We start from the raw sequence: 24,930 nt of genomic DNA on the forward strand, positions 1-24,930 counted from the left end.
TATCAGCTTGTCTGATGTTCCTTTTACTATCAGTTCAAGATTATTGCCGGTTCTTTTTATAAGGATATCTCCAGGTTTTATGTCTTCCTTCGTCTTTATCACATCAAGGTTGCCTTCCGTGGTATCTGCATCTCTTATTGTATCTACTCCATATCCCCTTCCAAAGATGTAGGTGTCATTTCCTCCTACTGAATAGCCGTTAGAATTTCCTCCATACAGTTTGTCATTTCCTGCTCCACCGTCTAAGATATCTTCTCCTTCTCCGCCAACCAGTGTATCATCTCCTGCTCCGCCGATAAGGACGTCATTTCCTACATCAGCATATAGCGAATCGTCTCCTTCTCCGCCGTTCAGGCTGTCATTGCCGTTACCGCCATAAATGGTATCATTGCCTTCTTTTCCATAAATAATATCATTTCCTGCATCTCCATTTATTGAATCATTTGCACTGCTTCCAGAAATTATATCATCAGTTATAGTTCCATTTTCATTAGAAGACGAACTTCTAAAGATTGTTCCAATTCCTGACAGATCTATTGCTGCTGCATATTCTTCTGACTTATCTGCAAAATAATTTCTAAAGTTAATTAAGTCCTGATTCTTTATTAAGCCTGCACTTTTTACCACCCTTGAATATTCAGATAAAATCTCTGCTTCCTTACCGGGATTCTCAGCCATCTTTCTTTCCACTACACTTCTAAGCTCATCTCCACTTACAGTAATTCTACCCAATTCCATATCAAAAGCATATTTTACTTTTCCTAAAATCTCTTTAAAATGTGTCTGATACATGAGTTTTGCATAAACCTTTTCTGCAAGTTCATTATAAGCCTGATTAAGCAGTGGTACAGCCTGAGGTACCGGGGTACTTCCACCTATTCCAACATAACTTCTTCCATTAAATTTTTCAAGCACGGCAAGTTTTCTTGCATCAAAATTATTACCCCTACTGTCAGGAGCAATATTCTCGGAACCTGTCCATTTAAATAATATCCTGTCCATAAGGGAGTTTCGCTTTGAAATATCCACTTCATTTGAAAACTCTTTTATAAGTTCTTGTAACTCTCCGCTTTCATCTCTTATCATTGTCTGCCTTAATGAGTGTACATTTCCAAAGCCCATAACATCAGGCATTGAAGCTAATGTTTCCGGAACTTTCAGCCATTTATCATTTGTCGTATCTGTTGTACTTCTGTTAAGCAGATACTCACCCATAGTTCCTGTACTGCCATCTGTTTTTTCATAACTTCCGACACGTGAGATTATGTTTCCATTGGCATCGGTTGAATTTACATTGTTGTTTGCAAGATTAAGCGCTTTTATTCCCAGCTCATCCAGACTGAAAAGCTCTTCTTCTGAAGATTGTCCATCCTGATTTAGATCCCTCCACACCTTCAGTTCAGAAAACTTGCTGTCAGCTGAGTCAATTTTCCCATCTTTATTGTCATCAAGTTCTTCCAGTGCCTGAAATCCACCAGAAGCTTTCTCTCCATTTTTAAGAACTGTCTGGTCTCCAAAAAGCTCTTTTCCACCGTCTATCTTTCCATTACCATTTCTATCAAGTACAAGTATTCCATCATCACTTTTAATCCATGCACTTTTTTCAGCAAATCCACTGTTATCAAGGTCAAAGTATGTACCATTTTTCACGTCTGTAGTTTCTATACCATCTCCATCAAGATCCAGGGCAAGAGGATCTATTCTACCCGGTATTCCTGCCGCCCGTGTAACAAGGGCTTCCATTCTGCCTCTGGTTCCGTCATCTATAAGACTTCCGAGAAGCCAGTTTGCGAAAATGTATGTCGCCTCACCTAATGCATATATCTCCTCACCTAATGCATACGAGACATCATATACAATTTCAACAACTTTCTCTGTGACACCAAAGGCTATTGCACCTCCAATAAATGCACCCACAAAAAGCCCCGGAACTCCCGCAACTGCAGCTCCAAGTCCCATAAAATAAGGTGCTATCTGGCTGGTTACCATGGTGCCACCTATGGCACTGCCTACTTTCGTAACAGCAGCCCTTGATAGCATCGTTACGGCCTTTTTTGTATCCCCCTGTTCAAAGGCCTCTTTTGCCTGTAAGCCAAGTTCAATTACCAATTTTGCATCGCCTACAATACTGACTACCTTTAAAGCCTTAGCTCCAACTTTAGCTACAGTTTTAAACTTTGACAGTGCTTTTAACAACTTAGCAGCAGGACTTGTCTTGTCTCCAATATTATATGCAAGTTTCAGCATAGTTCTATCGATATCATCTAGCTTGTCAGCCGTCTTATTGGTTGCCTGCATATAGCGTAACAATATATCCTCCTGAACCGGTACACCATCAGAAGCTGATATCTGTTTGACATATCCAAAAATCTCTCTTGCCTGTAATTTCTGTGCGGCATTAAACTTGTCATAGTCAGCACCGAATACTGCCTGAACTGTCTTATCACTTTCAAGTTGCTTAAGGTCTTTGACTGAAATAAAGTAATTATCCCTTGGAATCTGAGTCTTTCCAACTAAATCAAAGCCAGCGTATTCCCCTTCACTGTTATAGTGTATAAACGAATCCCCTCTTGATAATGAACTCTTAGTAAAGTCCGAAGACTGATGCAGCAACGCTTTGTACACATCATAATAGTTATTGTCGCCATTAACAATCTTTATGAGTTTCTTCAAATCACCAGCTGTTGTGTCCCCAATCTTATGTCCATCACTGAGTTTTTCAAGCATAGTTGGTACTTCAACCTGACCCCAAGTTCTGTTCGTATCAGCTTCCGGGACAATAGACTGTATTTTTGAGGTAACAGGAGTAGCTTCTATAAATCTCTCTGATATTATTGCCCATGGACCTTTCGTTGGTTCAAAGTTGAAGCCGTTTATTGCAATATTCACAGCTTCATTTATGTCTTGGCTATTCAGATTTGTTCCTGCTAAAATTCCTTTTAATTTCGTCAAATCCAATGGATTTCTAATGCCACCTTCAATCAAAGTCAAATCTAATGTGCCGTTAATTATATCATTTTTTAATGCAGATTTTAATAGGTCTATATATTCATCGCTATTAAAAAATTTCGCTGCAACCGTCTTATCCAAAGTCCTTGCATTATCAAATGCATTTGCAATATCACCAGCACTAATAGATATATCATTTATAGTTACTCTGCCACTGTACAGATATGTTGTATCAGTATGCCAAAACGGCATTTCTTTATAATCATCAACAATCTTATTAATCGAAACATTCTTTGCAAGCTGCAATATATCTTTAAGACCTACTTTATTTACATCATATTTTGAAATCAAAGATTTGAAGTCAAACTTATACTTTCTCATATTCACCTCTAAAAATCAAATTCTATCTTATACTTTGGTTTCGTACCAACTCCTCCACCCGTACCATAAGTTCGCATAGCTTCCTTAATTTTATCTACTATAATTTCTCTTTTGGGATACAATTCATCAGATAAATAGAGATTAAAATTATTCCATACTATATCGTTTCCAATACCAAATTTATATTCACCAACAAACTCACGCTTCATTGTGAATGCTATTCCTTTGTTTTTCCCTAAATAATCCCATACCATTTTAAAATTTTCCACATCGAGATCATACGTACTATGATCTTTTCCTAGGTTAAACAGGTAAACATGGTTTTCGCGATCAATCGTGCATCTTACCTTATTAGGTAGATCACACCCCAATATTGCTCCTTTTCCTTGCCACCATACTCCCATAGGTATAGCTCTTTTCTCAAACATTTCCTGTTCTTCAACTGTTAGGTAGTCATTTACAAAACCCATTTTCATTCCTCCCATTTTGGTTTAATTTTTATATTTGGTTTATATCATAAGCACTATATTAATGTCAACTACATTTAAAATACCTAATGTTGAGACCAAAAAAATTTACAGTAATTTCGTAATTTCATATCTGTTATATAATCAAAATTTATGCTACAATACCTTTGGATATTTATAATTTTTTTCATCGGAGGGAAATTTATGTTAGCTTTAATTACAGGTGCCAGCAGCGGACTTGGCATAGAATTTGCAAGACTGCTTGCTGTAAATGGCTATGATTTGATTATAAGTGCAAGGCGAAAAGACAGACTGGAGTCGGTTAAGAAAGTTTTGGAGAAGAAGTACAAGATAAATGTCGAGGTATTTCCTGCTGATTTATCTAAAGTTTCAGAAGTGGAAAAGCTTGCAGAACATTGTTATAAAAATGATATAGATGTACTTATTAACAATGCAGGCTTTGGCATACTTAAGGCATTTCACAATATTTCAAATGAAGAAAATACAGATTTAATCAATACAAATATTACAGCCCTTACCCTTCTTAGTAAAGAATTTATCAAAACACAGAAAAGAGGCTATATACTTAATGTCGCAAGTATCGCAGCCTTTCTTCCGGGGCCTCTGCTTTCTACTTATTATGCTTCAAAAGCTTATGTATTAAGCCTTTCTGCCGCCATTAATGAAGAGCTTAAGCATAGCGGAAAATCCATATCTGTAACTACTCTCTGCCCGGGACCTATGAAAACAGAGTTTTTTACCAGGGCAGGTGCTTCTAAGGAATTTGCAACCGCTACTCCGAGAGCCTGTGCAAAAAGGGCTTTAAGAGCTATGTTTAGAAGAAAGCCTGTAGTTTTCTCTGATAACCTGATAGCCCTTGCAGCCTTTGGAACTAAATTTTTACCTTTTAACCTGCTTACTAAAATAAGCTATAGGATACAAAGAAGTAAATTTATGTAAGATTATAAGAGGAAGTATTGGTGATTAACCTTTACTTCCTCTTATTTATTTAATTATACTTAGAAAAAGCCTTACACCCAATATCGCTATTGTCTACGAAGCCAAGTGATTTATAAAACAATTCGGTCTTTTCAGTATCTTCGGTTATTAAATGCTTCTGGTAGACAGACCCATACTCACAAAGAACCTTCTTTAACAAAAGCGTGCCAACTCCTTTTCTCTGAAACTCAGGATGAACTAAGAGGTCCTGTATGAAGATTACAGAAAATCCGTCACCAACCACCCTGATTATGCCAATCAGCTTGTCATCAACATAGGCCCCGTATATCTTAAGTGAATTCAAATAAGCATTTTTTAGCAATGCCGGGTTGTCAGTATAATTTGTCCAGCCTAAACTTTCATATAATCCGAGAATTTCTTCTTCATTATATCCTGCGTATTCTTTAAGTATAACTTCCATTAGTCCTCCTTAATCGGCTCACAAGCCTCCTTAAGCCAAGCTAACTCCTCACCTTCAAAATGAGGTGAAAGTTTCTCAAATACCAGTCTGTGATAAGCATCTATCTGCTCTATATCTTTCTTTTCAAGATAATTTACATCAATAGCCTCTTTGTCAATAGGAGCATAGGTTACAGACTCAAAGCACATAAACTGTCCATATTCATTCTTAATATCCTTCTTACAAAGCAGTTCATTTTCAATTCTAATACCATGGCTGTTCTCTGCGTAAACACCCGGCTCATCTGTAGTTATCATGCCTTCTTCAAGTAAAGCACTGTCATTTCTTTCAGGAACCATTTTCCATCTGAAACCGTTTGGAGCCTCATGTACATTTAAGAGGTAACCAACTCCATGACCTGTACCACACTTGTAGTCTATACCGATATTCCACAGCGGAGCACGACAAAGTATGTCAAGATTGATACCTGTGCACCCATATAAGAATTTTGCATTCAAAAGATTCATATGCCCTTTAAGAGTAAGGGTATAATCACGTTTCCACTCATCCTTAACAGGTCCCAGCACTATGGTTCTGGTAATATCTGTAGTTCCTTCATAATACTGTCCGCCTGAATCTACAAGGAAGAAGCCTTCAGGTTTAAGCTCGGCATCATGCTCAGGAGTAGCTGAGTAATGCATCATTGCAGCGTTTGCATTATATGCAGCTATAGTATCAAAGGAAAGTTCAATAAAGCCTTCCTGCTCTCTTCTTCTTGCCTCAAGATAATCACTTGCAGAAATCTCTGTAATCTTCATCTTGCCGACGTTCTTCTTAACCCAGTAAATGAACTTTACCATAGCGATTCCGTCTTTTACATGAACCTTTTTAATATTTTCTATCTCTGTAGAATTCTTTTTAGATTTTTCAAGTGTTGTTGGATTTGTCTTGTCAAGCTTTTCTACATTTTCAGGTATGTTGCTATAGATTGCATAGTTTACCTTCTTGCCGTCAAGCATTACCTTCTTGCATTCTTTAAGACCTTTTACATATTCATAAATATCATTGTATGGCATTATTTCTACATTATTTGCCGTGAATTCAGCTCTAAGCTTGTCATTAAGTACTGCTTCATTAAGGAAAAGTACTGCCTTGTCCATAAATACAACTGTATAAGAAAGCACTACAGGGTTGCAAGGGATATCATCTCCACGCATATTATACAGCCATGCTATATCATCAAGGGAAGTAAGCACAAAGGCATCCGCTCCCTCATCTTTCATTGTTTTTCTTACAAAGGCAAGCTTGTCTGATGCAGGTCTTCCTGAATATTTTTCTTCAAGGAAAAATGCCGGTTTAACAGAAAGTGCCGGTCTGTCTGTCCAGAATTCATCAACTAAGTCTTTATCATACTTAATATCCGCATTTTTCTTAGCTATAGCCTTCTTAAGCTTATTACCCAAGGCAGAGTTTATAACTCTTCCATCAAAGCCAAGCACTCCATTTTCCGGTATATTGTCCTCTATATATTTCTCAATAGTAGGAACATTTTCTTCACCCATACGCATAAGCTCTATAGTACTTCCGGTAAGCTCTCTTTCTGCCTGAATAAAGTATCTGCCATCTGCCCAAAGTGCAGCCTTTTCTTTTCCTACCAAAAGAGTACCGGCTGAACCTGTAAAACCTGACATATATTTTCTTACTCCAAAATGCTCTCCGGCATATTCCGATTCATGGAAATCAGCAGTAGGTATGAGATAAAGGTCAATTCCTGATGCTGACATTCCTTCTCTTAATTTTGCCAATTTTTCTTTAACTTCCATTTTGTCCTCCTTGCATTAGATGGAACTAATTTTTATAGGAAAAGTCTAACACAATAGGGTAGTTTTTTAAAGCCTTGATTTTCATCTTGACATATACTATTACAAAGTATATTATAAAATTAGTGGGATATCCCACCCTTACTTATACTAGGAGGTATAAACTATGACAGCAGTAAAAGATTACACAGTTCATATTGATAGTAAAAAAAGAATTACTCTTAGGGGAGCATTATATAAATACTATAATGTAAAAGAATATGATAATGGATGTATTGTTCTTGAACCTCGAGAATTAACTATTCCTGATGGAATTTCTGTAAAAACATTAGAAGATATGGATAAAGCAGTTAATAATTTCAAATCAGGCAAAATTTCTGAACCTATTGATTTATCAGACTTCTAATGGAGAAATATAATGGCATTTTTTATACGCATGGGAATTCCTGAAATGGAAGAATCATGGAATAAACTACAAGCAAGCTATCGCAATGGTACAATAAGTAAAAGTGATAAAATACTTTATCAAAAATGGGGAAATGCAATAAAAAAACTATCAAATGACTCTAAATATCCAAGTTTAAATACTCATGAGATTGAACCTTTATCAAAGAGATACGGAATGAAAGTATGGCAATCATATTTAGAAAATAATAAAAGTAATGCAATGAGAATGTACTGGGTATATGGTCCAAATCCTAATGAAATTACAATAATAGGTCTTGAGCCTCACCCAGAAGATAAGAAAAATGGAGCATATGATAGAATCATTTTTTCCAAACTATAAAATTTCAGGAGGTAAGTATGGCAGGTTCAAATTTTGGTACTTTATTCCATATCTCCACTTGGGGAGAATCGCATGGAGCGGGACTCGGAGTGGTTATAGACGGCTGTCCCGCAGGGCTTTCACTTAGTAAAGATGATATTATGCCTTATATGAACAGAAGAAAACCAGGAGCCAATGATTTTACCACATCAAGAAAGGAAGCTGATGAAATAGAAATTCTTTCAGGTGTATTTAACGGACTTACAACCGGCACTCCTATATCTATGATGGTTAGAAATGCCGACCAGCACTCAAAAGACTATGATAAAATAGCCGGATACTACCGCCCCGGGCACGCTGACTATACCTTTGATGAAAAATACGGTTTCAGAGATTACAGAGGCGGAGGACGCTCTTCAGGCAGGGAAACTCTTGCAAGGGTAGCCGCAGGTGCGGTTGCCGCCAAGTTACTTAAAGAGTTCGGTATAGAGGTTCTTGCTTACACACACTCAATAGGGGATATCACCCTTCCAAAACAAGTACTTGATAATAAAGAAAATATAACCAAAGAAGCCGTACTTAACAGCTCTCTTTTTATGCCGGATAAAGAAACAACAAAAAAAGCAGAAGAATATCTTTACAATATAAAGAAAGAATTAAACTCTTCAGGCGGTGTTGTAGAATGTATAGCCAAGGGACTTCCTACAGGTCTTGGTGAACCTGTTTTTGATAAGTTAGATGCAAAGCTGGGACAGGCACTCTTTTCTTTAGGTGCGGTTAAAGCTGTTGAAATAGGTAGCGGATTTGTAGCAAGCCGAAGCACCGGTCTTAGCAATAATGATGAATTCATATTAAAAGACAGCAAAATAGCTAAGGCTACAAATCATTCAGGAGGCGTGCTTGGTGGAATAAGCGATGGTTCTACTCTTGTAGTAAGAGCAGCTTTCAAACCTACTCCTTCAATTGCTGCTACACAACACACTGTTAATAAAAACTTAGAAGAAATCGAAATAAATATAGAGGGACGTCACGATCCTATTGTGGTTTCCCGTGCAGTAGTTGTGGTAGAAGCTATGACAGCCCTTGTACTTGCTGATTTATTGCTTCAAAATTCAGTTTCAAGACTTGATAATTTGAAGAAAATTTATGGCAAGAAATAGAGTAAAAAGCTGAACCTGCACTCTTGCATCTTCAGCTTTTATTTTTACCCTATATCTTACGCAGCTCCGATTCCATAGAGCTCCATCATTCCGTTTACCATTACACTCAGTTCCGGAGACTTCTCACCTATCTCAGTCAGCCTTACTCCCGACTCAGTTATAATATTGGCATTCTTTTCAAGCTTCTCTCTTATCTTCTGCCTGCGGTCATTTAACTTATGCCTTATCTCAACCATTTCTTTACGGTCTACAACCGCATCCGCCTGATAAGACCAGACTTCCGCATCATGCACCCTGTATTCGTTAAGAATCTCTTTATATTTATTATTATAAAACTCATAAGTTGAAGATGCCTTCTTGCGTTTCATTTCATCCTCTTTGTAGGCTCTGTACTGATTGTATCTGTATTCAAGTTCCATAACATTGTTTACGGCATATTTGTCATGGCTGAAATCCAAAGAGGCCTTCTGATTAACATATTTTATTTTAACTGTATTGGTTAGAGATATAAGCTTATTTTCCTTAGCAGCATTTAGTTTCAAGGCTTTAGAGTTTTTATCGGTTTCCAGGAATATATAAAATGCCATAAAAATTCCTCCGATAACAGTAAGTAAAAATGCAACGTCTGCAAAAGTATCAAAAACTATATAAAGAGTAAGGTACATAACCAAAAGTAAGCCTATAACTATCCCCGATATCATACCAAGCTTACTTAAAAATGACTTTTTGCCAAGTTCTGTTTCTTCCTCATATCTTAGTACAGCCTTTTCTCCCGAAAGTTTCTTTAGGTCACTTTTTATTACAAGCTCATATTCCTCTTCTTTTTTCAAGCGTTTAATCTCTTCAGGCAACACGTCCTCATATTTCTCCATTATGCCAAATTCAAATTCGGTAAGTTCAGTCCGTTTGCTGTTTAATTTTGTTATATCTTTTCTAAGTTCAAGTATATGCTTTGCAACCTCAACAAGTTCTTCCTTTGGCTCGGCAGGTAAATCATCAATTATCTGGGCATCTTGAAGAAAACGATTCACTTCATCGTATTCTTTCCTGATTATTTTTATTTGAAGATTAGCATTGTCAATAGTTTCACAAAGCGTGCGGACTTCATTATCGTAATCCTCTTTTATTTCAATCCGGCTGCTATCCTTATCCTTTTTATGAAATAAGCCCATTCCAAGCTCCTTCCCTGTATTCAGCCTTAAATTCTTCCAGTTTTTTATCTATTTCTTTATATCCCTCTGTTACTTTATAAGTTTTAAGCTTTTCAAAAATATTTTCAATATTCCTTACACTCTCCCCATTTAATGCCTGCTTCTCAGCTTCCTTCCATACTTTGTCCGCCTCGGCAATCACCGTCTCATCCTTCGTAAACTCACTCACCTTTTCGGTGAATTCTTTGCCATGACTCCCCAGCCTGAGTGCAAGAACCGCAAGTTCAAGCACTTTAGGATTATGTGTATATTTATATGATTTATAAAAATAATCCGCTGCCTCTTTAAATGACGATACATGAACCAGACATATTCCAACCGCCTTCAGTATTATTCCATAGTCTTTCTCAGCTATGTTTTCTTCTTTAAGGGTTGCTCTAAAGTACTTTAATGCAATTAAATACTTTTTTTCCTCCAGTTTTTTATACCCTATATAAGCTCTTCTCTCCCAGGCAGGCATATTGGCTAATGATTTAACCAATTCGATTTTTTCGAGGATTTCTTCTTTGCTGTACAGGTCACAACCGCAAAAAAGTGCCGTAATTACATCATTTATACTGTAATTCCCGGTTATCAGGTTATTTAACTTATTTGCAACTTCAGGCAGTTCCAACTCTTCTCTTATAAACCGAATAAGTTCAGGGCTGAAAAATTCTAAATCTATACTATATATATTAGTGCTGACATAGTGACAGATTTCCTCCACAGAGTATAGCTTTTTTTCTGTTTCCTCCACTATATACGGATTTACTGCCAATTTCCCGCTACATATTATTACTTTTCCCATATCAACTCCCAAACTCTGTTTGTGGTAGGAACCAAAACACCAAAGCCAAGATCGGCAGCCTTTATAATGCAGGTATCTCTATCCTTAAACTTTAAAGACAGCCTAATTCTGGTCATTCCCGACTTTGAGGCATTCACTCCCGAAAATGAAATAAATCTTCGGCTTATCTTCCCGGTAATATAATCTTTAATCAGTATGCCCAGTTCATTTTCTCCCTTTAAGATAATGTCCGTTTCCGTCTCTGCTTCATACCACTTAATCCAAGGTTTTAGAAGAACCACTTCTCTCATTCTTCCATCTTTAACAGCCATAATCGAAAAACCGACTGTTGTCCTGTCTTCTCCCATCAAAACTATATCCGCAGGTTCATCCAATGTCCTGTCTCTCGCAGCAAGGCAGGCTCCCTTGGCATATAGATTCTGTCCTCTGAACACTCTTCTTCCGGGAGACAACTTCCTAAGAGTATCGTCTCCCCAGTTATCTATAAAACCTCTTCCCACAGCATATATTGTCGAAACCACATGGTCTTCCAGCGCCATAAGTGAAAGTGTATAGAATATATTACTGCTTTCCTTTCTATCTGCTTCCACCATTTCTTTTGTAAGCTTTTCAGATTTTTCTTTTCTGCTTATTTTAGCCATCATCTGCTCTGACTGCTTATCAATAGACAGAATTCTGAAATGGAGTCCATCTTCTTCAAGTTCAAACAAAGCAGTATCATTTGCCGGGAGTTCCTGTTCCTGATTGATTGTATAGTATAAAAATGCCTCATCATGATTTAAAAGAATATAATTTTCTCTTTCAATTCCAAGTCCTTTAAGGGAAGAAGCCATCATCTCGGCAATTTCCTTTGTTACGGTTTGAAAAGTAATGCCAATATGCCTTATTTCTTTAAACGGATGATAAATATTCAGTATCCTTAATACTGACTGAATAAAAATCTGCATCAGTTTATCTCTTTCATAAACCCTGTCATAGACTTTAATTCTCTCTTTGTTTGTTATAGTATTAACAAAGTCTTTTATCTCAGTAATATCTTCAGGATTTTCATCATCCAACTCATCTCCGATTATCCACTCGTTCTTATTTCTTCTGTATGCAAACCTTGTAGGTATAAGATACTGTTCTTCCCCCTCCTCTCTGCTGACTGATTCAGGTGAAAGAAGCTTACTGTCAAAATAAGTTAATTGGATAAAATCTTCACATATATCCATTCCAACCAAAAGTCCGGTTTCTTCCATCATTATTAAAACTCCTCATTTACAGCTTCATCAGAAAAAATTTCAGCTATTATTCCTCTTTGAACCACATAATTTTTCATGTACTCTTTAAGTGTTTTTTCATCCGATAAATCTTTACACACATACATCATATTTATCTGCGAGAAAAGGCTTAAGCCAAGAGCTTCTTCAAACAAAACATCCTGTTTAATAACCAGCTTATCACTGCTAATAATCCTTGCATCGTCTTCATCCTTTTCCTTGACAGAAATATAATACTGTATTACTTCATCAGCAAAAACCAAAAACTCTTTTACAAAGATTCCCTGATATACATTTCTCATACATTCAACTATGAAATCCTTATCTCCTACATCGGTTGAAGATAAAATTCTGTAATTTATGGTTACCTCATCATCATTATCTGCATAACACATCACAAAATTCAAGTTCTCAACTTCAGCCGGCAGCCTGCATTTATTCTTAAATTCTTTGAAAAACGGAAGCACTATACCATCATCAACCTGCTTTTCTACCCAAACTGCAATATAATCTTTCTCCTCATCCGATAAAAACTTTTTTTCACTCAGAATCTTTAAATATGTAATGATAAATAAAGTATTTTGGGTTTTATATGCCTCTTCATAAATGCATTTTTCAAAATATTTTCCCAATCTCATATCTCTTACAAGCCGTTTGTATGACACATAAGATAAAAATGCCTTATTTATTATTTCCTCATTAAACTGCTCATAGTATTTGTAAATTTCATCAGAATCAACTGCCATCTCCTCTGAAAATAACATCTGTTGAATCATTCTTGATGCAAAGTCGGCTGTAAGCAAATTTCTGTCATTCAATTCCTTATAAATAGCATCCAGTTCTGTCACTCCACCCTCATAATTATCCCTTATAAAGATCATTATTTCATCATCAGCCTTTTTGTCCGTCATCAATTTATAGGCTAAAGATATTATAAGTGAATAATTCTCGGTTCTTCTGATTTCATCTCCATCCTTAATATACGAAGAAATGACCTTGGCAAGTTTCCCCGCATTGACTTTATTCCGGTCTATAATCCTTAATGCTTCCAAAGACAAAGGATAAACATTCCTTATAATTGCAATATTGGCAGCCTGCTCGGCAAGTTTTGTTCCTGCCTTGGAAAAATCATAGTTGTTAAGTACGGTTTCCAGTTTCTCACCCTCTGATGCCGCAAAATAATTCTCCAAAAGCTTTCCTCTGATGAAATACTTATATTCTTCCGTCACAGTTTTATTTTTAAGCAATTCCTCACATATTTCATTCAAATGTTTGCTTTCCCTATGATATTTATCATTTTCGGCAACCACAGTAAGAAGTTCCATCAGGCTTCTATTCCCGGCTTCATAGCATCCGTCCAAATAATCGTAATAACTTATAAGATTCTCAGGAACGCAAAAATTTTCAGCCGGATATAAGTTTCCTTCTTTGTCAGCCACCATTACCACGGAAGTTTCTCCGGGTACATCCGCAAAAGCAACTCCATTTATGAATTTGAAAGAAGAACCTATCATAAGCCCTTTGTTATAAACTGTCAGAAACTGTATGTTCTTATTTTTGCATATATATTTTTTCTTAAAAATAACCAACGGCAAATAAGCATAGTGCTCATTTAGAAATACACTATCCTTAAATACTGTCTTATATACCAGCGCAAGATTGGTGCTAATCTCACCTTTCTTTAATTGTTCTGATGCAAACTGTTTAATCCGGTTCAGATATTCCTTATATATATCCTGAAAATCCGGATTGTTTCTGTTATTAATTAAATATGAATATAGCAAAGCTTTCTTACTTGTACTCAGGGTGTTATCATAGAGAAAATAGGAATATACAGAAAGTTCTATCCTTTCATCCGTATCATCCTTCATTGTCCTCATATAAAGTTCAAAGATGCCGGTCAGTTTGATTCCTCGTCTTACACCTATTCTGAACCATTCATGATCTGCTTCTTCTATATCGTTTTTCCTGATAAGCTGTGCGCAGATTGCCTGTGCAACCTCCTCAACTCCCCAGTTTTTATACACTTCTTTCAATAATTTCAGTACAAGCGGATTATATTCACGCAAAGCATTGGCCAGTACCACAAATTTCTCCGTAACAAGCTTGCCCATAAAATATCCATGTTTTACAGCCCAGTTCACTGCCTGTATTGCGAAAGGGTCCAGCTTATTAAAATAATCCGGTTGGGATTTATATATGCTCCAGGCTTCCATCAGTAAAAAAGCACTATGAAAATTGGTATTATACAGTTCTTTAATGAATTCCAATCTTCGCTCTAAATTTAATTTATATCTTCCATCCATATGAATAAGAAAATACAAACCTACCTGATATCCCTTTATATTTATGAGTTTTTCTACTTCTCTTCTGTACCCGTCCTTCTCTTCTTCTCTTGCAAGCCGGTACTCAAAGTAAATATGCAATAATCTGAATAAAGGAGATAAATTACCCGCATTAAGCTTTAACAGTTCTTGCTTGGCCTGAGCCTCATTTTTATTTATTAAGTCAAGATAAATATTAACATAGTCAACTATTTCACTGTCTTTACCGGACAGACCTATACCATATAAAGCTGTTCTCATAGTAGTTGTAACATTTTTCACCGTACTTACTCCCATACGGTATGAAAAATATTCCTCTATGAGTTTTTTGATATATTCAAATCTTTTTTTATTGCTTGAAAATTTTTCAGGAGGAACCGAAGTATTTATCAGTTTAAGTTCTACGCAGATATCTTCCTCTACAGTATGAAAAATCACCTTTCCATATGCCTTTTCAACTGTTACACATTCAGGATTGATAACCACTTCAAGTTCACAAATATCATTTTCAAATAAATCATCGGTAAGTTCCTTTTTATTAATCTTTATAAATTGGCCTTCTGTGATAATGTCTGCTTTAAAATATCCCCAACCGCTCTTTTTAATTATTATCTTATCCTTAATCGGTACTCCCGATATGTGATAATTATAGACAGTTTTATCTATTGTTATTTTTACAGGCTGCTTGCTCTTGGTATAGCACAGAAATTCTTCCAAAGCTCTTTTTTTATCCTTATTTGCAAGAAGTCCTTTTCTTACCAGCTTTTCTTCTTCCTTATCCTTAAGTATAAATTTTTCAAATTCATCGGAATAGAATATTTTTACTGCCTGTTCAAAATCATTCTTTGCAAGAGAAATAAATTGATAAATATTATTTATTTCATCGTTTCCCGTTATTATTCCCGCCTCTTTAATACTTATATAATACGGAATGTTTATTTCCCCACAATCAGTGATGAGATGGATATTCCCATTATACTCCTGCCCCGCTTCCAGTCCTCTTCCGTCAAATTCATAATCAACCTCCACTTCATTGTTTGAAAACGTCAGAAGATCGAATTTGAATCTGTAATCATTACAGGTAATATAACCTCTTATTTTTCTATTCTGATATTTTACATCATCCTTATACCTTAGCTTAAAAGAACCGACAGCACCAGTGTCGGTTCTAATTGAAAGATTTAAAAAGGAAGGTAAGACTAATACTTCCGGCAGTTCAAAAGCAAATTTTTCTACCGCAAATTCTTCTATTTTCTTCTCCATTAGCCTAACCTCCTTTAATCAAAATTTTACTGCTGTTTTTATAAAATTTATTTATTATTTTTTATAAATTATATCCTCTCTTCCCGGTCCGTTACTTACCATAGTAACAGGTACTCCAAGTTCTTTTTCAATGAATTCAATATACTTCCTGCAATTTTCCGGGAGTTCTTCGTATTTTCTGATTCCTTTTATTTCACATTTCCAACCCGGAAGCTTTTCATATACAGGCTTAGCCTTCTTAAGTTCTGCCGTAACAGGGAAATCCTTTGTTACCTTTCCGTCTATTTCATAACCCACGCAAATAGGTAGTTCATCAAGATATCCAAGTACATCTAGCACAGTAAGGCTCACTTCCGTAGCACCCTGCATTCTTACACCGTAACGGCTTGCTACCGCATCAAACCAGCCCATTCTTCGCGGTCTTCCTGTAGTAGCACCATATTCTCCTCCGTCTCCGCCTCTGCGTCTTAATTCATCTGCTTCATCGCCAAAGATTTCACTTACAAATTCTCCCGCTCCCACCGCACTTGAATAAGCCTTTACAACAGCGATTATATCTTTAATTTCATAAGGAGGTATACCTGCTCCGATTGCTCCATAGGCAGCAAGAGTTGAAGATGAGGTAACCATTGGGTAAATACCGAAATCAGGATCTTTCAGTGTTCCGAGCTGTCCCTCAAGAAGTATATTTTTCCCTTCTTTAATAGCTTTCTGTATAAAAAGTGCTGTATCACATACATAAGGCGCAATCATATCTCTGTATTCGTTCAGAGTCTTAAGCAGCTCTGCCTTATCTATAGCAGGCTTATGGTAGAGATGCTCTAAGATTACATCCTTTTGAATGCAGACTCTTTCTAATTTATCTTTCAGAATTTCATCATCAAAAAGCTCTGACACCTGAAACCCGATTTTTGCATATTTATCTGAATAAAACGGAGCTATACCTGACTTTGTGGAACCGAATGAGTTCTTGCCAAGTCTCTCCTCCTCATACTCATCAAACTTAATGTGGTAAGGCATAATAATCTGTGCCCTGTCAGATACAAGTATTTTTGGCTTAGGCACACCCTTTTCAACCAAAGAATTAATTTCTTTAATCAGATAAGGAATATTAAGTGCAACTCCATTACCTATAATACTTGTAGTATGATTGTAAAATACTCCCGAAGGCAGTAAATGGAGGGCAAATTTCCCATAATTATTGATTATGGTATGCCCTGCATTGCTTCCGCCCTGAAATCTTACAATGATATCGGATGTCTCTGCAAGCATATCCGTAAGTTTGCCCTTGCCTTCGTCTCCCCAGTTTGCTCCAACTATTGCTCTTACCATTTGTCTTATCCCTTTCTCTATAGCAAATTATCTGGCTTCCTCTAATGCCTGTCTGCCAAGCTCTATAGCACCAAGTATACCCTGATTGTCACTCAGGCTGTTTGGAACTATATAATTATCCATATCTTTAAGTTCTTTTGTATTTAAATACCCGTTAAGCATTTTGGTTACTTTCTTCCTTACCATAGGGAAAAGCCTTTCCTGATGCATAACTCCTCCACCAAGAATTATCTTCTTAGGAGATACTGTAAGTATATAATTTACAAGAGCCTGTGCTATATATTCGCTTTCAATTTCCCATACTAAGTCATTATCAGCCAAATCATAAGCTTTCCTGCCCCATCTTGTTTCTATGGAAGGACCTGCCGCCAGGCCTTCGAAACAACTGTCATGATACGGACAGATGCAGTTTCCCTTGTCTTCAGGATGCTTATTTATAAAAATATGCCCCGCTTCCGGATGAAGCATTCCATGAACAAGATTTCCGCCTATACATATTCCGACTCCTACTCCCGTACCGATAGTCATATAGAGCACAGAATCAATTCCTTTTGCACAGCCAAAGACCATTTCTCCAAGGCAGGAAGCATTTACATCAGTGTCCACCTTCATTGGAACTTTTAATTCTTTTTGTAATTCTTTAAGCAAGTCATAATGTACCCAAGGAAGTTTAGGTGTTTCTAAAATCTGCCCATAGGTAGGCGATTCAGGTGATACATCTATTGGACCAAAACACCCTATACCCAGCGCATCTATGTTTTTGTCTGAAAACCATTTGATAATCTCGGGTATTGTTTCTGCCGGAGTTCTTGTAGGAATGGACACCTGCTCGAAAATCTCACCGTTTTCATCTCCAACACACATAACCATCTTAGTTCCGCCTGCTTCAAGACCACCTAATCTCATTTCTCTTCCTCCCGGATTTTACAATATTAAGTTGACAAACTTACTTTTCATTATAACATTTTATTTGGATATAATAAAGGGTAATTATTTCAAAATAGTTATATTTTGCCTAAATGCAGAATAAAGATTCCACAACAGTCTATAATCCACTCAAATCCACTGAGTATATCAACTCTTTAAGTTCAACTTTATTATTGAAAAATATTACCATGTACCAAGGCAAATATGTTATCTCTCCATCCTTTTCTACATTAGCCTTTGTAAAAACAATGCTTTCATCAAATTTCCATTGCTCTACTGCTAATGCATGTCTCATAGCCGGATGTTTTTTGAAATCATTTCCCGATTTTATTTCCACAAGTCCGGTGCTTAGTCCTTTTTGCAAAACAAAGTCCAATTCTCCAATTTTTTTTGAATCAAAATAATGAAGCTCAAACCCATTTGACTTAAGGTTTTGTGCAAAAGCATTTTCTAAGATACTACCCATATTCGCTTCTACATTGCCCATCAACAGTTCAAACTGAATGTTCTCCATACAAGATGCACAAAGCAATCCTACATCATTTGCATAGAGTTTAAATAGATTTCTTTTTTCATTTAGCTGTAACGGTGGCTGTGGCGTAGCTACATTGTAGCATGGAAGAGCTACTCCCGCATCCGCAAGCCAATTAAAGCTTTCTTCATACCTTAAAAGTCTTGCAGAAGGGCTTATACTGTTTATTTTAAATCTGCGGTTTTTATCATTTAATTGTGAAGGAATACTGTCAAAAACAGCCCGTATCTTAGCTTTATCATTCCCTGTCGCATATTTTGCAATATCAAGTCTATATAAGTCTAAAATACTGTTTTGGTTTGAAATTACCTTAGAAATGTCATGTGTATCAACATAAATCTGTACTGTTTCGGGCATCCCCCCCACTACAAGATAGCTGTAAAACAACTTACATAATGTATCATGTATGACTGCTGACACCTTTTCTTTCTTCTGATAACATTCTTTTAGGTATTTTATTGTCTTATCCTGAACTCCGTTTGCCCACATATATTCTTCAAAATCTAAAGGATACATCTGTAGAACTTGTTCAAAGCCAACCGGATATGATTTTATATCTTTATACTTTATTCCAAGCAATGAACCTGATTCAATATAATCAAATCTCCCATCCTCTACTAAGAACTTGATTGCAGTCCTCACATCAGGACATTCCTGTACCTCATCAAAAAGTATCAAAGTCTTGCCTTTTTCTAAAGGGGTTCTCAAGTAAGCGGTCAGATTTGTAATTATAGACTCCGATGTAAAATCCCCCTTAAAAATATCTTTTGCATTTTCGTCTCTTACAAAATTTATTTCAGCAAAGTTTTCATATTCATTTTTACCAAATTCTCTTATAAGCGTAGTTTTCCCAATCTGCCTTGCTCCGGTTATGCACAAAGCTTTTCTTTCGGATTTTTTCTTCCATTTTAGAAGTTCATCATATGCTTTTCTCTTTAACATTTTTCCTCTCCAAATGTCAGCATTTTTCTCATCTACTATTATTGTAACATTTTTCTATGGTTTTTCAAGTATATTTGTAACATAATTCGTAACATAATTCCATAGTTTTTATAGCAGTTATGTAACATAATTCTGAACTTTTTTCATTAGGCGGTAGTTCTGCATATAAGATAAGCCTGCCCAAATATCAGACAGGCTCTAATTATTCTTTTTTTAATCCGACTACATTATTTTGACTCTTTTTTATATCCTATACCAAAATCAGCCAATCTGCCTGCGGTAAATACCACAGCAGAGTTTTCCCCGTCATAATACGAGCCTTTAATCTTCCTTACTTTTCCTTTTTTATCAACATATACGGCATATAATCCGTCTGCTTTTTCGTTTTTATTAAGTGTGTAAGGAATGAAAGCTGTTATCTTTCCTTTTCCGAGGCTTGTTATCTTTTTCTTTCCCTTTAAATAACTTAGGCTTATGGCAAGGACAGGTCTTTTTCCTATCTGCTTTTTAGCCTGTTTGGAAAGCTTTTTAACAGGAGAGATACTTAATACAATACCTCCCTTACTCTTTTTCTTTATCTCAGAAACGGCTTTTTTGTCAAACACCGTTTTTGAAATAAGGCTGTCTATGGTAAGGCTGTCAACTTCTTCATTTACAATTCTTTCTAAAGCATTTCCGGTAAGATTTACCTTTATTTTATTAGTACCCTTTGGCATATCTACCTTTAATTCAAGAGCTATTTTATCTGCTTTCTTACCGTTTTTCAGGACTTCTTCTTTTGCCTTTTTAATGGCATTTTCTACTACCTTTTCGGAAATTTTGGCAGTTGCTGTTTTATTTTTTCCTTTTTTAGCTTTTACGCTAATTTCCGCTTTTGCAGGTACAGAGGTTTTATCAGAATCTGCCGTTTTATTCTTATCATCTTTAGAATCTTTATTTTCTTCTTTAGGTGATGTAGATGATGAGCCGCCCGAAAAACTTCCTCCACCTGAGTAACCGCCACCGTTTGCACTGTAATTAGCTGTTACCGTAACGGCTTTTGCAGGCATTGTAAAGCTTGTTGTTTTTGATGAAGCATTTGCAAAAACTACCCCGTCGGAGCTTGTCCAGTTTGTAAATGTATAACCCGACCTGTCATTTGCCGTTATATTAACCCTCTGTCCCTCGCTATACTTACCGCTTCCTGTTCCGTTTATTACTTTTACTTCATAGAGTGCTTTTACAATGGTCAGTTTGCCTTTTCGGTAGGTAACTATATAGTTCTTTGCTACATCTGCATTTGCCACATTTTTAAGTTCACCGCCACTTACTGTTATCTCATACTCGCCTGTATAGTTTGTATTTGTTACACTTGCTGCAAGATCAGGATTCTTAAAGGTATCTCCGCTTGCAAGGTTTTTATCTACTTCCGTCTTGTTGTAGGTAAATGCCGGCATTGCTTCACCTTTTACTACAGTCTTATCTTCCGCTTTAACATTAAGTTTCTTCTTCGCTACAGTGATACTTATACTTTTGTCAGCTTCATTATAGTTGGTATCTGCCGCTTTTTTAGCTGTTATGACAACAGTACCCGCTCCTATGATCTTTGCTTTATTTCCGGTTATAGAAAGTACTCCGTTATTATTAGGCACGCTGTAGGTTACTTCTCCTGTGCCGCTTCCACCTGTGATAGATAAGGTAAATTCCACATCTCCGTAAGTTTTATTTGAAATAGTTGTAAAGGAAATGTCACTTTGGTTTTTCTTCCTTGTATCTATCTTGTTACCACTCTCTATAGCAGAATAATTGTTATCTCCTACATACTCCGCCTTAATTTCGTATTCGTTATCCGCTACATTTTCCCATTTATAAGTAGCTTTTCCATCTGCTAATGCTACTGTATCAAGAACTGTAAAACTTCCGCCGGTTTTATAGGAGAATTTTACATTTCCGCTCGGTTTAACAGCACCGTTTGCTCCTTCAATCTCCATAGTAAACATAACCGTTTTGTTTCCTGCATTTCCCATTACATTCGTTGTAAGGTTTACAGTAGGATTGGCTTTTGCCACCGTAACAATAACTTTCTTCTTCATACTTGCTTCAGGTATTTCTTCGTAGTTTCCCTTAGTCTTTTCATTTGGAGTAAATACCATTTCATAGCCTGTACTATTATTTACCGCAGGAATAACATTGCCATTTTTCCAAGCGAAACTTCCATACTCGGTACTTCCGCCCGTAAGAGTACTTTCAGATAATTTCTGTCCATAGGTTAAATTGCCTGCTGTAGGGAAGGTAATTACAGGTACAGCAGCTTTTGCTATTGTTATTTTAAGTTCTGCACTTATTTCATTGTAGTTATTATCTCCGGCTTTTACAGCCTTAACTGTTACCTTACCCGCTCCTACAATTTTTGCGGTATTGCCGTTTATGGAGAGTACACCATTATTTACAGGCACAGTGAAAGTTACTGCTCCGTTTCCGCTACCGCCTGTTGTTGTAAATGCAAAATCGGCATCGCCGTATTTTTTGCCTGTAACATTAGTAATATTAAATTCAGCCTGATTGGCTTTGGCTATGATTACAGTCACTTTGCCCTTTGCCTTGCTGTAATCATAAGTATTATCTGTTCCTACAACCTTATAATATACTTCATACGAGCCTGCATCTTTTGCTTTTGGGATTTCTGTGCTGTATACTCCCGTTTCGGTAAGGCTATACTGCAAGTTTCCTATGGCGGCTTTTACCATTCCTGCAGTAATAAGTTCCTGCATTTCCCCTGTATAGGAAAGATTTGTTTTTGCTTTCGGAGCAGTGAACGGTATACTATGTTTAATCCTCACTTCTACACTTTCACTTGCAAAGCCGCTTCCGATTACAGGAGCTATCCTTACGAGGTATTTTCCCTGTGCAAGATTTGAAACCTCACCTGCCCTACACTGTTTCCATTCATTTGAACCTGAAAGCATATATTGCATTTTATCTGTTGTTCCCGTAATTTTGCCGTCTTTTTTGTCAAAAGCGGTTTCGCTTACACCCTCAAGACCTTCCGGGGCTGCGGGGCGGGCAGGAACGGACAGGCTTTGTGCCATGCTCTCTAAATGGGTAGTATCCTCTTCTGCCTTTATGGATAGGCTTTTACCGAGCCATTCAGGTTTTATGGCTGTTGTTCCATCCGCTTGCGGGCTTAACTCTTCCGTACTGCCGCCGTTTATAGTGATTTTATAGGTAATGCCCACACTAAGCCCGGTAAGCTTTTCTGCTATATAGTCTATCACCGCCTTAGGAGTAGGATGAGGTTCTATAAGCTGTCCGCTTCCCTCTACACTATTACCGCTCATTGTACCGGCATTCTTTATTTTACTGTTATTGTTTATCTTGCCGTTATTTGTTATTTTACCTTTATTTTCCAAGTTTCCGTTATTTGTAAGGGTTTTACCGGAAGGAATGGTAAGCTCGCCGTCCTCCGGCACTGTAAGAGTTTTTCCCTCTTCTATTTCCAAATCTCCGGTTAATTCCTGTTTGCCGTACACCTTACCGTTATTTCCGTTAAATATAGTTCCTTTCCAGTTTGCTTCCTTTGTATTATCTGCAATACTGTTGGTTTTGATAATGGCTTTGCCGTCAGCTCCCGTGTTAAAAGAACCCGGTGCCCCGTCCTCTTGATTATAAGAATTGTCCTTTTCACCTAATCCGCCGCCTATGCCTGAAGCTTCTGTAGAGGTTGCCGTTACTTCTCCGCCGCTAATAGTTACAGTGCCGCCGGCTCCTGCGGGTCTATTACCTGTACCGTAACCGCCGCCGCCTATTCCGGCTCCACCTCCGTTCGTTCTTGCAGTTACCACTCCTCCTGTAATCGTTATCGTGCCTCCATCTCCACCTGCTCCGCCTCCTATGGCGGCTCCTCGACTATTACTGTTTGCAGTTACCACTCCGCCGTTAATTGTAATTGTGCCTCCGTATGCACCGACGCTTCCGCCTATGCCTGCAGCTCCTGATGTAGCACTCGCATTTACCACTCCGCCGTTAATTGTAATCGTGCCGCCTGAGCCGCTTCCTATGGCTGCTCCTGAATTATGACTGCTTGCAGTTACCACTCCGTCGTTAATTGTAATCGTGCTGCCTGAGCCGCCTTTCCCGCCTCCTATGGCTGCTCCTGAATTATGATTGCTTGCAGTTACCGCTCCTCCGTCAATCGTTATCGTGCCGCCTGAGCCGCCTGAGCCGCCTCCTATGACGGCTCCTTCGCCTGAGTTTTGAGCAGTTACCACTCCTCCCGTAATCGTTATCGTGCCGCCTGAGCCGCCTTTCCCGCCTCCTATGGCGGCTCCATCAAGGGCTACTGCAGCACTTATATTTCCTCCTGTGATTTTAATCGTACCGCAAGCTTTGCCCTCATTTCCGCCGATTGCTGCACTATCGGGATTTCCTTGAATGCTGGCAATTATTTTACCTGTACTTAATGTAACCTCTGCCGTCTGAGCGTATATGGTTAGGGAACTCCCCTCAGATACCTCTATTCCGGGATTGGCTCTAAGGACTGCATTATCTGCCAAAATAAGATGGACATCGCCTGTCACCTTAATTCTCTTGTTCTCGCCGCCTAAAATATTTTCCTGTGTAATATTATCCTTAACCACATACCACTTTGTCTCACCTGCTGCTCCCCAATTTCTTAAATCTTCTGTTACAACTTCTGCGGATACTTCCTTTTCCGTGTTCGCATCCCTGTCATAGTACCTTACCTTTTTAGTGTCGGCAAAGGCTTCCACCTTTATTTGGGTAAATACTACCGCAAAGGCGATGAGGCAGGCTATTAAAGCCCGTACCCCCCCCCTAAAAATTTTTACATTACTGCTTTTAGCATACATTTTGTTACCTCCTGGTTTTAGAAAATTTCTTGTCACCATTATTATGGTACAAGTTACATCTATATCATTTTATAATAAATATTTAAAAGTAAAAACTACGAAAAATGTCATTTCGGACGACATAATTCGTAGTTGACAAATCGGTTAAAATGTGCTTACCCTGAAATTTCGTCCAACACAGCCTAAATCTAAATTAAACTAACGACAAGGTTTTTGACTCAATAATCTCCTTAACTTCTTCCACATCCTTATCTATTGTTTCTGCTATCTCTTCTACTGTAAAGCCCTTATTGTACATTTTAATGATAATTTCTGCTCTTTCTTCTGCTTTTCCTTCTGCTATTCCTTCTGCTCTTCCTTTTACTATTCCTTCTGCTATTCCTTCCTCTACAAGTCCCTGACTCAGGTTACACATATCACTCACATCCCTTCTTAGATTATTCTCAACATTAATTTCATATTCATTTTTAATTATGTTTATTTTTTCATCTTAATTCATTAGACTATTTTATATTTTATCATGAAATGCTTAAACATGACAGATACACCGGCTCTTTATAA

At 37.3% G+C, this 24,930-nt stretch carries 17 protein-coding genes; 4 read left to right on the top strand and 13 right to left on the bottom strand.

What is annotated here, in order from left to right; all coding sequences use genetic code 11:
* Positions 1-3,330, bottom strand: a 3,330-nt coding sequence (locus GCWU000282_RS01945) for a calcium-binding protein (protein WP_023353306.1), incomplete at its 3' end; no start/stop codon positions are given.
* 8 nt (positions 3,331-3,338) lie between these two features.
* Entirely contained in the window at positions 3,339-3,800 is a 462-nt protein-coding gene (locus tag GCWU000282_RS01950) for a hypothetical protein (RefSeq protein ID WP_035039013.1), read from the bottom strand.
* Positions 3,801-4,001: 201 nt separating this feature from the next.
* Here GCWU000282_RS01950 and GCWU000282_RS01955 point away from each other — a divergent pair, with 201 nt between their 5' ends.
* The gene (locus GCWU000282_RS01955) at positions 4,002-4,757 is read left to right on the top strand and encodes an SDR family NAD(P)-dependent oxidoreductase (protein WP_035039016.1); all 756 of its coding nucleotides are present in this window, start codon (positions 4,002-4,004) and stop codon (positions 4,755-4,757) included.
* 49 nt (positions 4,758-4,806) lie between these two features.
* On the opposite strand, the gene GCWU000282_RS01960 is transcribed toward GCWU000282_RS01955, so the two are convergent.
* Together GCWU000282_RS01960 and GCWU000282_RS01965 are read right to left on the bottom strand one after the other, a co-directional pair.
* Positions 4,807-5,217 (bottom strand): GNAT family N-acetyltransferase, encoded by a 411-nt coding sequence (locus tag GCWU000282_RS01960; protein ID WP_023353309.1) that lies wholly within the window; start codon positions 5,215-5,217, stop codon positions 4,807-4,809.
* Positions 5,217-7,019 (bottom strand): aminopeptidase P family protein, encoded by a 1,803-nt coding sequence (locus GCWU000282_RS01965; protein WP_023353310.1) that lies wholly within the window; start codon positions 7,017-7,019, stop codon positions 5,217-5,219. Before GCWU000282_RS01965 ends, GCWU000282_RS01960 begins: the two co-directional genes overlap by 1 nt.
* A gap of 163 nt (positions 7,020-7,182) precedes the next feature.
* Here GCWU000282_RS01965 and GCWU000282_RS01970 point away from each other — a divergent pair, with 163 nt between their 5' ends.
* From GCWU000282_RS01970 to aroC, 3 genes are read left to right on the top strand one after another with little or no spacing between them, the layout of a single operon-like run.
* Complete coding sequence (locus GCWU000282_RS01970; protein ID WP_023353311.1) at positions 7,183-7,422, top strand: hypothetical protein; 240 nt, start codon at positions 7,183-7,185, stop codon at positions 7,420-7,422.
* 12 nt (positions 7,423-7,434) lie between these two features.
* Complete coding sequence (locus GCWU000282_RS01975) at positions 7,435-7,803, top strand: hypothetical protein (RefSeq protein WP_023353312.1); 369 nt, start codon at positions 7,435-7,437, stop codon at positions 7,801-7,803.
* A 17-nt stretch (positions 7,804-7,820) separates the two neighbouring features.
* Complete coding sequence (gene aroC / locus GCWU000282_RS01980) at positions 7,821-8,942, top strand: chorismate synthase (RefSeq protein ID WP_023353313.1); 1,122 nt, start codon at positions 7,821-7,823, stop codon at positions 8,940-8,942.
* A 56-nt stretch (positions 8,943-8,998) separates the two neighbouring features.
* On the opposite strand, the gene GCWU000282_RS01985 is transcribed toward aroC, so the two are convergent.
* The 9 genes from GCWU000282_RS01985 to GCWU000282_RS02025 form a co-directional block, all read right to left on the bottom strand.
* Positions 8,999-10,114 (bottom strand): AAA family ATPase, encoded by a 1,116-nt coding sequence (locus GCWU000282_RS01985; RefSeq protein WP_023353314.1) that lies wholly within the window; start codon positions 10,112-10,114, stop codon positions 8,999-9,001.
* The gene (locus GCWU000282_RS01990; RefSeq protein WP_023353315.1) at positions 10,098-10,940 is read right to left on the bottom strand and encodes a hypothetical protein; all 843 of its coding nucleotides are present in this window, start codon (positions 10,938-10,940) and stop codon (positions 10,098-10,100) included. The genes GCWU000282_RS01985 and GCWU000282_RS01990 overlap by 17 nt, the downstream gene beginning before the upstream one ends.
* Complete coding sequence (locus GCWU000282_RS01995) at positions 10,928-12,184, bottom strand: DUF5716 family protein (RefSeq protein ID WP_023353316.1); 1,257 nt, start codon at positions 12,182-12,184, stop codon at positions 10,928-10,930. The genes GCWU000282_RS01990 and GCWU000282_RS01995 overlap by 13 nt, the downstream gene beginning before the upstream one ends.
* Before the next feature lie 2 nt (positions 12,185-12,186).
* A complete protein-coding gene (locus tag GCWU000282_RS02000) occupies positions 12,187-15,789 on the bottom strand; it encodes a DUF5717 family protein (protein WP_023353317.1) in 3,603 nt (1,200 codons plus the stop codon).
* A 54-nt stretch (positions 15,790-15,843) separates the two neighbouring features.
* Positions 15,844-17,121 carry an adenylosuccinate synthase gene (locus tag GCWU000282_RS02005; protein WP_023353318.1) on the bottom strand — a complete coding sequence of 426 codons (1,278 nt, stop codon included), beginning with the start codon at positions 17,119-17,121 and terminating at the stop codon, positions 15,844-15,846.
* Between the two features lie 27 nt (positions 17,122-17,148).
* Positions 17,149-18,027: an ROK family protein gene (locus tag GCWU000282_RS02010; RefSeq protein WP_023353319.1), complete on the bottom strand. Its 879-nt coding sequence runs from the start codon at positions 18,025-18,027 to the stop codon at positions 17,149-17,151.
* A 139-nt stretch (positions 18,028-18,166) separates the two neighbouring features.
* Positions 18,167-19,522: an ATP-binding protein gene (locus GCWU000282_RS02015; protein WP_023353320.1), complete on the bottom strand. Its 1,356-nt coding sequence runs from the start codon at positions 19,520-19,522 to the stop codon at positions 18,167-18,169.
* Between the two features lie 227 nt (positions 19,523-19,749).
* Positions 19,750-24,369: an InlB B-repeat-containing protein gene (locus GCWU000282_RS15700; protein ID WP_051384104.1), complete on the bottom strand. Its 4,620-nt coding sequence runs from the start codon at positions 24,367-24,369 to the stop codon at positions 19,750-19,752.
* A gap of 193 nt (positions 24,370-24,562) precedes the next feature.
* The gene (locus GCWU000282_RS02025) at positions 24,563-24,793 is read right to left on the bottom strand and encodes an RpnC/YadD family protein (RefSeq protein WP_156913101.1); all 231 of its coding nucleotides are present in this window, start codon (positions 24,791-24,793) and stop codon (positions 24,563-24,565) included.
* Between the last annotated feature and the right edge of the window lie 137 nt (positions 24,794-24,930).

Origin of the sequence: Catonella morbi ATCC 51271 (assembly GCF_000160035.2) — a bacterium.
GTDB lineage: Bacteria > Bacillota > Clostridia > Lachnospirales > Lachnospiraceae > Catonella > Catonella morbi.